Source organism: Lutibacter flavus (assembly GCF_900188355.1).
GTDB classification, from domain to species: domain Bacteria; phylum Bacteroidota; class Bacteroidia; order Flavobacteriales; family Flavobacteriaceae; genus Lutibacter; species Lutibacter flavus.
Window position 1 is genome coordinate 114,531 of record NZ_FZNX01000005.1, and the last position, 14,407, is coordinate 128,937.

The 14,407-nt window shown below is 28.5% G+C and carries 12 protein-coding genes and 1 tRNA gene; 7 read left to right on the forward strand and 6 right to left on the reverse strand.

Annotated features, from left to right (window positions below):
* Window positions 1-114 precede the first annotated feature (114 nt).
* Window positions 115-822, reverse strand: a complete 708-nt coding sequence (locus tag CHB63_RS13740; protein ID WP_176420379.1) for a T9SS type A sorting domain-containing protein — start codon at window positions 820-822, stop codon at window positions 115-117.
* 175 nt (window positions 823-997) lie between these two features.
* Between CHB63_RS13740 and CHB63_RS13745 the strand changes: the two genes are divergently transcribed.
* From CHB63_RS13745 to CHB63_RS13755, 3 genes are all read left to right on the forward strand, one after another.
* Window positions 998-1,873 (forward strand): hypothetical protein, encoded by an 876-nt coding sequence (locus tag CHB63_RS13745; protein WP_089379067.1) that lies wholly within the window; start codon window positions 998-1,000, stop codon window positions 1,871-1,873.
* A 173-nt stretch (window positions 1,874-2,046) separates the two neighbouring features.
* Window positions 2,047-2,316 (forward strand): hypothetical protein, encoded by a 270-nt coding sequence (locus CHB63_RS13750; protein ID WP_089379068.1) that lies wholly within the window; start codon window positions 2,047-2,049, stop codon window positions 2,314-2,316.
* 301 nt (window positions 2,317-2,617) lie between these two features.
* A complete protein-coding gene (locus CHB63_RS13755; protein ID WP_089379069.1) occupies window positions 2,618-2,917 on the forward strand; it encodes a thioredoxin family protein in 300 nt (99 codons plus the stop codon).
* A gap of 4 nt (window positions 2,918-2,921) precedes the next feature.
* Here the strand turns inward: CHB63_RS13755 and CHB63_RS13760 are convergent, their stop codons facing one another.
* Window positions 2,922-3,551, reverse strand: a complete 630-nt coding sequence (locus CHB63_RS13760) for a polysaccharide deacetylase family protein (RefSeq protein WP_089379070.1) — start codon at window positions 3,549-3,551, stop codon at window positions 2,922-2,924.
* A 90-nt stretch (window positions 3,552-3,641) separates the two neighbouring features.
* The gene (locus tag CHB63_RS13765) at window positions 3,642-6,731 is read right to left on the reverse strand and encodes a glycosyltransferase family 117 protein (RefSeq protein ID WP_089379071.1); all 3,090 of its coding nucleotides are present in this window, start codon (window positions 6,729-6,731) and stop codon (window positions 3,642-3,644) included.
* A 170-nt stretch (window positions 6,732-6,901) separates the two neighbouring features.
* Here CHB63_RS13765 and CHB63_RS13770 point away from each other — a divergent pair.
* Window positions 6,902-6,972: transfer RNA gene (locus CHB63_RS13770), tRNA-Gln, on the forward strand.
* Between the two features lie 57 nt (window positions 6,973-7,029).
* On the opposite strand, the gene CHB63_RS13775 is transcribed toward CHB63_RS13770, so the two are convergent.
* The 3 genes from CHB63_RS13775 to corA form a co-directional block, all read right to left on the reverse strand.
* The gene (locus CHB63_RS13775; RefSeq protein ID WP_245856991.1) at window positions 7,030-7,956 is read right to left on the reverse strand and encodes a mechanosensitive ion channel family protein; all 927 of its coding nucleotides are present in this window, start codon (window positions 7,954-7,956) and stop codon (window positions 7,030-7,032) included.
* Between the two features lie 54 nt (window positions 7,957-8,010).
* A complete protein-coding gene (locus CHB63_RS13780; RefSeq protein WP_089379072.1) occupies window positions 8,011-9,531 on the reverse strand; it encodes a carbon-nitrogen hydrolase family protein in 1,521 nt (506 codons plus the stop codon).
* Between the two features lie 139 nt (window positions 9,532-9,670).
* Entirely contained in the window at window positions 9,671-10,726 is a 1,056-nt protein-coding gene (gene corA, locus CHB63_RS13785) for a magnesium/cobalt transporter CorA (RefSeq protein WP_089379073.1), read from the reverse strand.
* Window positions 10,727-10,869: 143 nt separating this feature from the next.
* On the opposite strand from corA, the gene rsgA reads away from it, so the two are divergent.
* From rsgA to CHB63_RS13800, 3 genes are all read left to right on the forward strand, one after another.
* Window positions 10,870-11,808: a ribosome small subunit-dependent GTPase A gene (gene rsgA / locus CHB63_RS13790; RefSeq protein WP_089379074.1), complete on the forward strand. Its 939-nt coding sequence runs from the start codon at window positions 10,870-10,872 to the stop codon at window positions 11,806-11,808.
* Between the two features lie 165 nt (window positions 11,809-11,973).
* Entirely contained in the window at window positions 11,974-12,426 is a 453-nt protein-coding gene (gene dtd, locus CHB63_RS13795) for a D-aminoacyl-tRNA deacylase (RefSeq protein ID WP_089379075.1), read from the forward strand.
* 70 nt (window positions 12,427-12,496) lie between these two features.
* Entirely contained in the window at window positions 12,497-14,407 is a 1,911-nt protein-coding gene (locus CHB63_RS13800; RefSeq protein ID WP_089379076.1) for a DUF3857 domain-containing protein, read from the forward strand.

Here is a 14,407-nt window from a genome sequence, read left to right on the forward strand (position 1 = left end):
ATAAAAGAATTTTTATAATTACTCACTATAATAGCAAAGATAAAATTTTATTTTTGGAAATTACATATCTCTTTATGATTTGAAATTTTCTAAAAGACAGAGATGTTTTAAAGACTATAATTTAATTATTTGATAAGAATTAAAATTATTACTATTTAGGTCTTTAACAATAATTAAATAAGTGCCAGCACTTAATTGAGATACATCAATATTTTTTTCATTCGATTTAAAAACTGCTTGGCCTAAATTATTATAAATTAATGTTTCAATAGTTAAATCTGTAGTTATTTGAAAACTTGAAATTACCGGATTTGGAAAAAGATTTATTTTTAACTCATTAAATTTACTTACCGAAAGGGTAATACCTGGTTTACTAGCTGTAATTGATGAAAAATTTGTTGAAGTTGGGAAATTGTAAGTTAACGTATTTAAGCCTCCCTTTCTTATGGGTATTAAATCAATACCCCAAGTTGCACCATCCTTAGTACGAAGTACAATTGTTAATTCATTTGCAGAGCTAGCAACTAACTCAGAATCTTCATAAAAAAAAGTTACATCACCTTGAAAATTTGTTATAGCGTTGCTGAAATTAAAAACTCTGTCAATACTTGCGCCAACAGGTGTTGCTGTTCTGGAAAAATCTATTGGACCATTTAGGGTAAAATTTAAGCTACTAGGATTAAAATTTATTCCGTTAACATAAAAGTCTGTTCCAGGTAAAACAGTTAATGAACTGCCACTTTTAATAGCTAAATCTTGTGGGTAAGATAAGTAACTAACTAAGCACAATAAATATGAAAAAACTTTAATAAATGTCTTCATGAGGTTATTCATTTTTAATTCGTTCTAAGATTAATCAATTGTTTTATATTTAGTTTAATTAATATTTTACATTGTTTTTATTTCGTTAAAGGTGAGTATTTTATCAATAAGGTTTAATGATATATGTCACTAAAGTTACATAATTAGATAATTACTTTTGTATTAAATATTTTTTATGAAAACTAAAATTATCAACCTCGGTTTTATATTAATTTTATTATTATCATGTAATATTGTTTTTTCTCAGGTGGGTATTGGAACTACATCTCCAGAAACCTCTGCAATGCTAGATGTGGATGTAAGCTCATTACCTTCAGATGGTAAAAAGGGGTTTCTACCCCCAAGGATGACCACGACGGAAAGGGATGGTATTATTGTAACACCAGCAACAGGTTTGTTAATTTATAACACTACTACAAATCAATTAAATTATTTCAATGGGACTGTTTGGACAGTTGTTGATACTTCATCCGGTAGTTTTGTAGATTTATCAACTCCACAAGCTGTTGGAGGGAATAAAAATTTTACAGGTACCATAACGGCCTCTGGAAGACTTATGATCCCTATGGGGGAAATTAGTTATTTTAATACAACTACTGCGGGGTTTCAAGTAAATATTCCTTCAAAATCTACTGGAAATGCTTTAGGTACGGATAGTATGGTAAAAATAAATCCACCCTCAGGAACTGTATTTGTAAATGATATGTTTGGGTTAACTGCGAGTGATGGAGCAAACAGTCGTTTAACTTATCAAGGTGCGGTTGGTAGATATTTTCATATAGCATTGAGTTTTAGTTATAGGCCAAATCTTGATGAAGATGTATTTGTATTTGGAGTTTTAAAAAACGATTTTTCTACAAGTATTTCAAAAGTTGAAGATTCATCTAAACTATTAATTACAACAGGAAAAAAAGCAGATTATAATAGTACTGCAATGCACGTATTATTATGGTTAGATCCATTAGATTCTATAGAGTTTTATGTAGGTAATGTTACTGCTGCAAGAGATGTTTTTATTAAATCCTTTAATTTTGTTGCTATTGGAATGTAGTTTCAAATAAAAATATTGGTTTAAAAGTATATTATGATACTTTTTTATATTTAATTATTTTCAATTTGAGATCATTTGCAAACATTTAATAAAAACTAATAATAGTTAAAACCATCTTAATTTTATACTTCATTTATTTTATAATCATAAAATAAATTTAGATTTGTTTTATAATGAGAAGGTTAATTTTTATAGTTATTGTCCTTTTTATAGGTTTTTATGAGTTTCAAAGTATAAGAACAATTACTAAAAATAAAATTGTATTTATAGGTTATTGGTTAGTTTCTCTTGTTATTTTAATTAATTTTATTTACCGTATAAATAATATTGGAGATTCTAAAGGAATAGTGCAACAAGTTTTATTTGCTTTTGGATTGGTAATATTAACACTTACTCAAAAAATAATAGCTTTGGTAATTCCTATTGGAGAAGATATTTTTTAGAGTTTTTAAAACAGGATAATACTTTTTATCTAAAATTAATGAAACTAAGTTTTTTCGGGGTAGGAGGGTATTTATAGGTAAGTTTGCTTTGGGTTAGGGTTCGTAAATAGTTTGGAAAATATAAAAATTAAATAGAGGTTTTGGGTTTTTAGGTTTTCCTGGTAGAGTAGGTATTTGGCCAGAAATTTCTGTAATTACATTGAAAAAGAAGTAAGTAGCGATTTTTTAATTTAAAATGTTACATTTGTATTAATACAAACTATAGTTTTTTGAAGTTTTAGTCAAAAAAAACATAATTGATATGGCAAAATTTGGAGAATTAATCGGCTCAGATATTCCTGTTTTAATCGATTTTTATACTGAATGGGAAGAAGATAAATTTGATAGCGCTCATAGTATTTTACGTGATGTAGCAGCAGCCTTAGGTGATAGAGCTAAAGTTATAAAAATTGATATAGAGAAGAACGAAACATTAGCTAATGCCTTGAGAATTAAGGGTAATCCAACTTTTATTATTTATAAAGATGGTGAAATGAAATGGAGACAATCGGGAGATCAAGATGCAAATACATTAATTAGTCTTGTACAACAATACGTTTAAATAGTTAGTTAATACTTTTAAAAGTAAATCCTTCAGCGTTATAATATTCTAATATTTTAGGTAATACATATTTTAGTTTTTCACTTGCCTTTAGGCTATCATGAAATACTATAATACTTCCGTTTTGTGCGTTTTTAATAACATTTTCTAAACATTTTTTATTTGAAATTGCTGTGTCAAAATCGGCACTTAGAATATCCCACATAATAATTTTGTAGCCTTTTTTCCGTATTTTTTTGGCTTGAGAAATTTTAAGTTTTCCGTAAGGAGGACGAAATAATTTTGTATCTATGTTATCAAAATGTTTTTCAGCTTTTTCAAAGTTTAATAGATAATCATTCCAAGAAGTCTTGGAGCCATTTAAATGGTTATTTGTATGGTTTCCAATTGAGTGCCCTTGGGTTGAAATATGTTGAAATAATTCTGGAAGTTCTTCAATGTTTTTTCCAATGCAAAAAAAAGTAGCTTTTGCATTGTATTTATTAAGTTCATTTAATGTCCACTCAGTAATATCAGCTGTTGGACCATCGTCAAAAGTTAAATAAATATTTTTTTCTTTTTTAGAAAAACTCCAAACCCATTTATTAAAAATAAATTTAATAAAGATTGGAGTTTTTATAAAATACGGTTTCATGTGATTATATTTATTGTTTTTTAATTGTCACATGTTGTTCGCTAATAATCATTACCTTATGTGATAACGTTTTTAGTATGCTCGTTTCATTTATTCGTCTTCAATTAGAAAATCAAAAAGCTTTAAAAACATTACATATTCATTTTTCAACTTGGTGGTATATTCTTCGTCATCATCTAATCGAATGGATGTTTTAATTATTTGGTCGTACATTAAAAAAGTTCTTTCAATTTGATCAAAAACACCATTAATATTTGCTTCATCATATTGACTATAATAAACTAAGTTTTCTTGAAAAACAGTTTTTAATTCTGAGGCTAATTTTCTTGCTTTTTCTTTTTTGTTTAGTTTGTAATATAAATTTACATAAGAAATTAACATACTGTAATGTCCAAACTTGTTTACAGGCATTTTTTCTATTGAAATGTCTAAAATCTCTTCAGCTTTATCAAGTTTATTTTCAGCCATTAAGGTACTAGCTAAACGCTCCATATTATTTCGGTAAGTAACTGAATTTTTTCTTGTTTCAGTATCTAAATAAATGTTGTCATCTGTTATGTTTCTCCAATCCCAGTTTTTAACATTTTTGTACATAATATCGGTATTTATTCGTCCCATTTCAAAGAAATTACCATCATCTGGCGTTAAAATAGGAACAAATTTATAGGTCATACCATCCAGCTGTAAATAATCTTTTAACCAAATATATTCTTCATCGGCTTGTGCTCCACCAGTAAAATAAATAGGTTTTTCCCAATTATTATTTGCCAAAATATCCAGCATTAATATTCTGTTTTTAGTAAGGTTATTTCCAAATTCAATATCAATATATGGAACTATTAAATCTGCATCTTTTTGGGCAACGATTCCATTTTTTAAAACGGCTTCTTTATTAACAGGAATTCTAATTTTATTTGTTGGTAATACTTTTTCAAAAATACCATCATCGTCTAAATCATATTGTGTAATATCTCTATCACTTTCAATCCATTTCATAAAGTAATCGATATCAACAACAGAATCTTTTAATTGAGGAAAAAGCTCTTCAAAATAGTAAGCGACATCTAAAGTCCCCCATTTGTATTTATCATGTGTTAATTGAGATGGAATAGGATCTGCTTTATAAGTTTTCCTTTTCATTTGGTCTATATACCAATCGGTTTGGAAAAGACTTGTGTTAATTAGTTTTATATCGGTTCTGTGATTTTCCACCTCTTGCATATACCATAACGGAAAAGTATCATTATCACCAATTGTAAATAAAATGGCGTTTTCATCACAAGAATCTAAATATGCTTTTGCATTTAAATGAGAAGTATATCTGTTAGACCTATCGTGATCGTCCCAATTTTGAAATCCCATCAATACAGGAACCGCTAAAAGTGCAACCGAGGAAACGGCAATAGCAACCGTTTTTTTATTTGCGAATTTTTTTAGTTTTTCAAAAATTGCCAAAACTCCAAATCCAATCCAAATAGCAAATATGTAAAAAGAACCTACCACGGCGTAATCGCGTTCACGAGGTTCAAATGGTTTTGGATTTGTATAAAATATAATTGCTAAGCCTGTGAAAGCAAAAAATAATAGTAGCACATAAAAATCGTTTTTATCTTTTTTAAGATGAAATAAGAAACCTATAATTCCTAAGATTAAAGGAAAAAAGAAATAAGTATTTCTACCCTTATTATTTTTAACATCTGAAGGTAAATTTGATTGTGGTCCCAAACGTATTTCATCAATAAATTTTATGCCACTTAACCAGTTCCCATTTTGTAAATCTAAATTTCCTTGCTCATCATTTTGTCTACCAACAAAATTCCACATGAAGTAACGACCGTACATATAACCAAACTGAAAATCGACCATAAACTTAATGTTTTCAATAAAAGTGGGTCTTCTTTTGCTGTTTTCTGGAATGCCGGCAATTGCTTTGTAGTTTTTAACAACTGAGCCATCTGGATTTACCATTCTTGGTATAAAACCTTTGTGCTTTCCACTATAATTTGGCAATGCATCTTTGTAATTATTTACAATTACATATTTCCCAAGTTTTTCGTCCTTCTCGTACTTTGGCTTGTCATCTTTTGTAGGTTTGCTCGCATCCGTTTGTCTATCATAAACAACGGAGTAATACGTATCATAAAATACATTTGCATCACCATATTGTTCACGATCGTAATATGCTAATAATTCTCTTGCACTTGAAGGATTATTTTCATTAATAGTAGTGTTGGCATTTGCTCTTATTGGAAGCATTAACCAAGATGAAAACCCAATCATAATAAATAATACAGAAAGAACTAAAGTATTAGCTTCAACTTTATTTTTTTTATGAGTGTAATTCAGTCCAAAATAAAAGGCCGCTATTAATAATATTCCAGCAATAATAGTACCTGAATTAAATGGCAATCCAATAGAATTTACAAAGAATAATTCTAACGAACTAAAGAATTTTAAAGTGAATGGAAATAGCATTTTAAAAACAAAAACAAGTACCAATATTGAAACTATATTGGCAATTATAAATTGTTTAATATTTAAGTTTTTGTATTTTTTATAGATGTAAAGAAATACAATTGATGGGATTACCAACAAGGATAAAATGTGAACACCAAAAGACAATCCAACAACAAAACTTATTAATAATAACCATTTATTTCCTTTAGGTTTATCCATTTCTGTTTCCCAACGTAATCCAAGCCAAAATAGTAATGCCATTAAAAATGAGGACATTGCATACACTTCGCCTTCAACTGCACTAAACCAAAAGCTATCTGAAAACGTATAGGCTAACGCTCCAACAACACCACTTCCTAAAATTGCGATATTTGTACTAACAGAAAATTCTGAAGTTTTTTTTACTAATTTTCTTCCTAAAATTGTAATGGTCCAAAACATAAATAAAATGGTAAAAGCACTCGCTAAAGCGGACATAAAGTTTACCATTTTGGCAATTTCGGTAACATCTGTAGTAAACATTGCGAAAAATGCACCTAACATTTGAAATAATGGTGCTCCTGGCGGATGCCCAACTTCTAGTTTTACTGCTGTAGATATGTATTCACCACAATCCCAATAACTAACTGTAGGTTCTAATGTTAAGGTGTAAGTAATTAAAGCAATCGCAAAAGTTGCCCATCCAAGGATGGTATTCCATTTCGTAAAATTGAATGAATTCATAGATTATGTTTTGTACGAGGCGAATTTAATAAAATTTAACTTAATTATTGAGTTTTAGAACGCTATGAAGTTGTAATAAGTATTAAAGTGTTGTTAAATGTAAAAATTTAAAAAAAATGCTAAAAATGTTTGCTGAATTAAAACTTTACTTTAAATTTGCACGCTCAAAATGACCTATGGTGTAATGGTAGCACTCCGGTTTTTGGTATCGTCAGTCAAGGTTCGAGTCCTTGTAGGTCAACAAAAGCATCTTTTAATCAACTGATTTTAAGATGCTTTTACTTTTTAAACCTAATTTCTATGGGTTTTTAGTATTTAAATCAACTTTTAAGTCAGGCAATCCTACTACTTCAAAAGTAGCTGATGCTAGCATAACCTTATTATTAGTATTATTAATCTCATTTAAAATTTCTCTAAAAAGTTTATTTTTTGTGATCCTTCTTTTTTTATAATCAACAACATATCTTAGATTAAATTCTATCCAATTATCGGTTAATTTTAAAGTAAGCGTACATTCGGTAATTGCATTTTCAATTAAATATTTATTTACCATTGTTTTCCAATGATCTTTTGCGTAATTCGAATAGTCTGAAAGGTATTTATTAGCAGTTTTTACTATTATTTCATTAGCTAGGGCGATATCTGATTCGTATTTTATTGGTAGATTTATTTCGTCCCAAACAAAAGGGAAATCCGTAGAGTAATTATGAACGGCACCTTTAAATACAAAGGAATTACTAATTTTTACAATACGACCGTTATAATTGTCACTTGAAACCCAATCACCAATTTCCATAAGTGTTGTTTTTGTAATACCTATGTCAATTACATCTCCAGTTATATTATTTATTTTAATTCGATCACCTGGTTTGTAAGTGTTGGAGCTAAAAATAGAAAACCAGCCTGCTATACTTAGCACAACTTCTTGTAATGCAAATGCTAAAGCTGCACTTATTAAACCAATTGAAACAGTAAAATATTGGAAGCTGCCTGTAAATATTATAAGAATTAATAAAAAAATTAAAACATAACTTGCCATTCGAACTAATTTTTTAATTCGATATCGCATAGAATTGTCATTAATTCCTTTAGTAATATTTCGCCTTATAAACCAAGAAATTACCAAAATTAATAGCGCCCAAAGAAAGAATTGAGAAAATTTTAATATTAAATCCTTAGACTCCCAACTATTAAAATCCTGAATCATTTTGTTTAGCTCATCCATAATATTTGGTGCTATTAATTAATTTATCAGAGTGTAAACTTAGAAAAGAATTGATTAAAGCTTTTTAACTTCATATAAATCTTTACGTCTGTCTTTTAAGTTTCTAACACTACCAAACTGATGTAATTGTCTCAATAAATCGATATCAACATCGGCAATTAAAATCATTTCTGAATTTGGTGTTGCTTCTGCTTTTATACCATTTGCAGGAAATGCAAAATCACAAGGTGTAAATACCATAGATTGCGCATATTGGATATCCATATTTTGGACTTTTGGTAAATTTCCTACACTACCTGCAATTGCAACATAACATTCATTCTCTATTGCTCGGGCTTGCGAACAGTTTCTAACTCTTGAATAGCCGTTTTGTGTATCAGTTAAAAAAGGCACAAATAAAATGTCCATTCCTTCATCGGCTAAAATCCTACTTAATTCTGGAAATTCAGAATCGTAACAAATTAAAATTCCAATTTTTCCGCAATCCGTATCAAAACTTTTTAGTTCATGTCCTTTTTGAAGTCCCCAAACACGGGCTTCATCTGGAGTTACATGTAATTTTTCATATCTTTCAACAGTTCCATCTCTTCTACATAAATATCCAACATTATATAATTTACCGTTTTGCATTTCTGGCATACTTCCAGAAATGATATTTATATTGTAGGATATTGAGAGTTGAGAGAATTGCTTCACTATTTCTTCGGTATGTTTTGCGAGTTCTCTAATTGCTTCAGATTCAGTTAAATGGTTGTTTTTTGCCATTAATGGCGCATTAAAGAATTCTGGGAATAGTGCAAAGTCTGATCGATAACCAGAAACAGCATCAACAAAAAACTCTACCTGTGTCATTAATTCCTCTAAATCTTTATAAGGTCTCATTTGCCATTGAATTAAACCTAAACGAACAACTTTTTTAATAACAGAAGCTTTCTTAGTTTTTTTCTCGTAGTAAATATTATCCCATTCTAAAAGAACGGCATAATCATTAGAAGCTTCGTCTCCTTCTAAGTAATTTTTTAATACTTTAGTTGGGTGAAAATCATTGGAAACCTGAAAATTTAATACAGGATCATGAATTTCTTTTCTTCTAACTTTTGCAATATATTCTTTGGGCGATAACTTATCCGAATATTTATGATAATTTGGAATTCTTCCCCCAAAAGCAACACCTCTTAAATTTAACTGTTCACATAATTCTTTTCTATAATCGTACAATCTTCTCCCTAAGCGCAAACCTCTATATTGTGGTTTTATAAAAACATCAATTCCATAAAGTACATCTCCGTCTGGCGTATGAGTGCTAAATGTATAATTACCTGTTATTTCTTGATAGGAGTGGTGGTCATCAAAACTATTATAATCTACGATAATTGACAATGCACAACCTGCAATTTGATCATTAATTTTTATTACAACTTGCCCTTCTGGAAACCGATCAATTAAAGATGCTATTTGGTGCTCTCTCCAAAAAGAATTTGGCATTGTTGTGTATGAATCAATCATAGCTGCTTTAAGCTCTTGATAGTCATCTAGAGTTAAATAAGTTAATTCAATATTTTCTATATCTTTCATTTTTTTTATTAATAATATGCGTAATATATTAATTTTATCACCTAATGCTTAATACATTAAGTTAGGTCAAAATTAGTTAATATTTACAATTATTTTGAAGTTTTTTTATGCGAAATAAAATGGTGTTAAAGTGTTCTTTTTAGAACCATTTTTTCCTTTTGAAATAGAGAATCATAATAATAAAAACTATTAAAATTATTGCCCAAATGCCAAAATAACCATATTTCCAAGTAAGTTCGGGCATATTGCTAAAATTCATCCCATAAATTCCTGCTAAAAAGGTTAGTGGAATAAAAATTGTTGAAACTACAGTAAGGGTTTTCATAACCTGATTCATTCTATGTCCTTGTATAGAAAAGAACAAATTTATATCGCTTTCAAGTCTTGCTTCTATTTTATCACAATTATCTAAAAGTGTCAAACAGATATCTTTTAGTTCAAAAAAGTATTTTATATGTTTTTGTTGAATAAGGCTAAACTTTTCACGTTCAACTTTTGAAACAAAATCTCTAATTGGAAGAATCGTTTTTTTAATAGAATGCAGCTGTCTTTTATAATTTTCGATGGTGTTTAAAAGGGTAGGAGACGGATCTTCATTAATATCAATAAGCACAAAATTTTCAACAATATCTTCAATATTTTCAATAGTTTTAAAATAATTATCCAATATAGACTCCAATAATAAAAAGAGTAAATAATCTGTACCTCTTTCTCTTAAGATGCCAATTTTTTCTCTAATTCTATGTCTCACATGTTCAAAATGATCTGATTTTTTTTCTTGAAAAGAAATTAAATAGTTTTTACCCAAAATAAAACTTAATTGCTCAGATTCAATTTCAGTACTATCTGAAGGCAATATTGATTTCATTGAAAAAAACCAATAATCTTCATATTCTTGAAATTTTGGACGTTGATTTACATCTAAAATATCTTGAATAACTAAATCATGTATTTTAGCTTTTTTACAAATACTAGTAATTTGTTCAGTATCATGTATTGCATGTGTATTAAGCCAATATTGTTTTTCATCATTGTTAAAACCGTTGAAATCTTTTTCGTAAAATTTTGAATTTTCAACATATTCATTTTCATTATAAATGAAAAGCTGCATATTAAGATCGTCTGAATATTTTACACCAGTAAAAATTTGAGTAGACGGATTTATTTTTTTTCTATTTAGTATTTTTTTACGCATTTTTTTCAATTTAATTACGCTTGTGGTTAAGTTAAAAGTATAAATTATATTTTTAATATTTAGTTTAAATATATTAATAAATGAGCCTTTTAAACTAAAATAAATGGTTATTTAGTTTAATACTTTAAACTATATTTGTTCTTATGAAAGGAGTTGTAACAAAATCTACAGGAAGTTGGTATACAGTATTTACTATTGAAGGTGCTAGTATTGATTGTAGGTTAAAAGGAAAATTTAGGCTTAAAGGTATAAAAAGTACCAATCCCGTTGCTGTTGGTGACCATGTTAACTTTGAATATGAAGATGGTAAAGAGACGGGTGTTATTAATCAAATTTTTGAAAGGAAGAACTATATCATTCGAAAATCTGTAAAACTTTCTAAACAAACACATATAATTGCATCAAATATAGACATAGCTTTTTTATTAGTTACCATTAATAACCCTCCAACATTTACTGGTTTTATAGATCGGTTTTTAGCAACTGCAGAAGCCTATAATATAAAAACGGTTTTACTTTTTAATAAATTAGATATTTATACAGATGATGAGTTAGAGAAACTTGCAATGTTAGATGCTACCTATTCAGAAATTGGTTATAAATGTATTGCCATTTCTGCTACCAAAAACATTGGAATAGATAAAGTAAAGGCGTTAATGAAAGATAAAACAACTATGTTTTCAGGGCATTCTGGTGTTGGAAAGTCAACCTTAATTAATGCTATTGAACCAAACTTAAATTTAAAAACAAAAGAAGTATCTAAACAGCATAGGCAGGGAATGCATACTACTACATTTGCCGAGATGTTTCAACTAAGTTTTGGAGGCTTTATTATTGATACTCCAGGAATAAAGGGGTTTGGAGTTGTAGATTTTAAACCTGAAGAAATTACAGATTATTTTCCTGAATTTTTTAAGCTGAAATCGAAATGTAAGTATAGTAATTGTTTGCATATAAACGAACCAAATTGCGCCATTAAAGAGGCTTTAGAAACTGGTGAAATCGCATATTCCAGATACAACAGTTATTTACAAATGGTTGAAGGAGATGAAGAGCATTATAGAACGGATATTTATAGTTAAGATTAAAGTCAAAAAGTCAAAAAGTCAAAAAGTCAAAAAGTCAAAAAGTCAAAAAGTCGAAAGTTGGAAAGTTGGAAAGTGGAAACTAAAAGGAAGACTAAGAACTAAAAATTAATAACTAACAACAATTTAACACTTAAACAGTTTAACAATCCAACATGTATTATGAAAGTAGTTATCCAAAGGGTATTAGAAGCGTCAGTAACAATTGAAGGAATAGTTGTTAGTGAAATTAAAAACGGGTTGCTTATTTTACTTGGTATTGTTAATGAAGATACAAATGAAGATATTGAATGGCTAACTAAAAAGGTGGCAAATCTCAGGATTTTTAATGATGAAAATGGTGTTATGAATACATCATTAATTGATGAAAATGGAGAGGCCATTGTTGTTAGTCAGTTTACACTCCAGGCAAGTACAAAAAAAGGGAATCGCCCATCTTATATAAAAGCGGCAAAACCTGAAGTTGCAATACCACTTTATAAACAATTTGTTTCTCAGTTTGAAATGGAATTAAATAAAAAAGTTGGAACAGGTGAATTTGGTGCTGATATGAAAGTTGCACTTGTAAATGATGGCCCGGTTACAATTATAATTGATTCAAAGATTAGGGATTAATATTAGCTTCATGATAATTGTCATGTTTTGATTTAAATGAATTCTGTATTTTTAAAGAAAATTGAGTTCTATGAAAATTTTAAGAATTACCCCATTCTTTTTAACCCTTTTTTTTACCTTATTTATCTATTCCCAAGAAAATAATTTTAGTGTTACCGAAATTCCAGAAGAATTAAAAAAAAATGCAAATTCTGTAATAAGGGTCGAAAATGTTTCAATTGATATAAAATCTCAAAGAGAGATGATTATTAATTATGAAACGGCCATTACTATATTTAATAAGTTGGCTGATAATTTTGCAAATATTACTGTTCATTATGATAACAAAAGATCAATAAACGGTGTTAAGGCATATATTTATGACGCAAATGGAGAAGAAATCAAGAAAATAAAAAAAAGTGAATTTAAAGATTATAGTGCCTATGATGGAATTTCTTTACATAATGATGGTAGATTAATTCATTATGAGCATACCGCAATAACATACCCTTATACAGTATATTACAAGTATGAAATTAAAACTTCAAATACAGGGTTTATACCTTCTTGGAATCCCATTGACAGGTATTCTACATCTGTAATTCATAGTAGTTATTCTGTAAATTCAAACCAAGGTTTAAAATTAAGAATTAAAGAAAAATCTTTTGAAGGATACAATATCTCGATAAATAATTCAGACTACAATTTAGGTTATGAAATATCAAATCAAGAAGCAATTAAATATGAACCTTATAGTCCAGAATTAGAAAAGTTTACACCAAAATTATTTGTTGGCCTTAATAAGTATAGCTTGGAAGGTGTTAATGGAGAAGCTAATAACTGGAAAGAATTTGGAAAATGGAGGTACGAATATTTAAAAAACGGGAATGATAAAATAGATGAGAATGTTAAATTACAGATTATTGAATTGGTAAAAGGTGTTATTGATCCAATTGAAAAGGCAAAAATTATTTATGAATATGTTCAAAATAAGACAAGGTATATAAGTGTTCAGGAAGGTATTGGGGGTTGGATTCCTATTAATGCGAATGAAGTTCATCAATTGGGGTATGGAGATTGTAAAGGGCTAACAAATTATACTAAAACTTTATTAGATGCTGTTGGTGTTAAATCTCATTATTCAGTGATTTGGGCTGGTGAAGAAAATAAAAATGTTGAGAAAGATTTCTTTTCAATGCAAGGAAACCACATTATATTAAACCTCCCAACAGATAAAGGTGATTTATGGTTAGAGTGTACAAATCAAAAAATGCCTTTTGGACATATTGGTAGTTTTACAGCTGATAGAGATGTCTTGGTGGTAACCCCAGAAGGAGGGATTATAAAACATACCAAAATTTATAAAACGGAAGAGAATTGTCAGTTGACAAAGGGAACGTATGAGGTTAATGAATTAGGTGAAATAACTGCAAAAGTTTCAATTGATGCCTCGGGAACTCAATACGACAATCACTTGTTTAGATATGATGGCGAAAGTCAAAAAAACTTAGATCTACTATTTAAAAAATATTTTTCTAATATTAACAATATTGAATTTTCAAAAATTGAAGTTTTAAATAATAAAAGAGAATTTAAATTTGAAGAATTATTGGAGTTCAACGCTTCTAATTATGCGACATTTAGTGGAAATCAACTATTAATTGTAATAAATGCTTTTAACAGAAATTTAAGTGTTCCGAAACGGATAAGAAATCGAATATTACCATTACAAATATCAAGTGGTTTTTTAGATATAGATGAGGTTCAAATTAAACTTCCAAAGTCATTAAAGTTAGAATATATGCCTGAAGATGTTGAGTTAAATTCAAAATTTGGAAAATATTCAATTGAAATCGAAAAAATTGATGACTACAATTATATATATAAAAGAAAACTTCAAATTGAAGAAGGAAGATATCCAAAAGAAGATTATACAGCCTATAGAGATTTTAGAAAAAAAATTAGAAAATTTGATAATTCAAAAATAATTTTAGTTAAATAA

Excerpts from the sequence above, each read along its gene's own strand:
- corA (WP_089379073.1), bottom strand. The coding sequence starts at position 10,726 with ATGCGTAAAAAAATACTAAATAGAAAAAAAATAAATCCGTCTACTCAA.
- CHB63_RS13760 (WP_089379070.1), bottom strand. The coding sequence starts at position 3,551 with ATGAAACCGTATTTTATAAAAACTCCAATCTTTATTAAATTTATTTTT.
- CHB63_RS13800 (WP_089379076.1), top strand. The coding sequence starts at position 12,497 with ATGAAAATTTTAAGAATTACCCCATTCTTTTTAACCCTTTTTTTTACC.
- CHB63_RS13745 (WP_089379067.1), top strand. The coding sequence starts at position 998 with ATGAAAACTAAAATTATCAACCTCGGTTTTATATTAATTTTATTATTA.
- CHB63_RS13780 (WP_089379072.1), bottom strand. The coding sequence starts at position 9,531 with ATGAAAGATATAGAAAATATTGAATTAACTTATTTAACTCTAGATGAC.
- dtd (WP_089379075.1), top strand. The coding sequence starts at position 11,974 with ATGAAAGTAGTTATCCAAAGGGTATTAGAAGCGTCAGTAACAATTGAA.
- CHB63_RS13775 (WP_245856991.1), bottom strand. The coding sequence starts at position 7,956 with ATGGATGAGCTAAACAAAATGATTCAGGATTTTAATAGTTGGGAGTCT.
- CHB63_RS13740 (WP_176420379.1), bottom strand. The coding sequence starts at position 822 with ATGAAGACATTTATTAAAGTTTTTTCATATTTATTGTGCTTAGTTAGT.
- CHB63_RS13765 (WP_089379071.1), bottom strand. The coding sequence starts at position 6,731 with ATGAATTCATTCAATTTTACGAAATGGAATACCATCCTTGGATGGGCA.
- rsgA (WP_089379074.1), top strand. The coding sequence starts at position 10,870 with ATGAAAGGAGTTGTAACAAAATCTACAGGAAGTTGGTATACAGTATTT.
- CHB63_RS13755 (WP_089379069.1), top strand. The coding sequence starts at position 2,618 with ATGGCAAAATTTGGAGAATTAATCGGCTCAGATATTCCTGTTTTAATC.
- CHB63_RS13750 (WP_089379068.1), top strand. The coding sequence starts at position 2,047 with ATGAGAAGGTTAATTTTTATAGTTATTGTCCTTTTTATAGGTTTTTAT.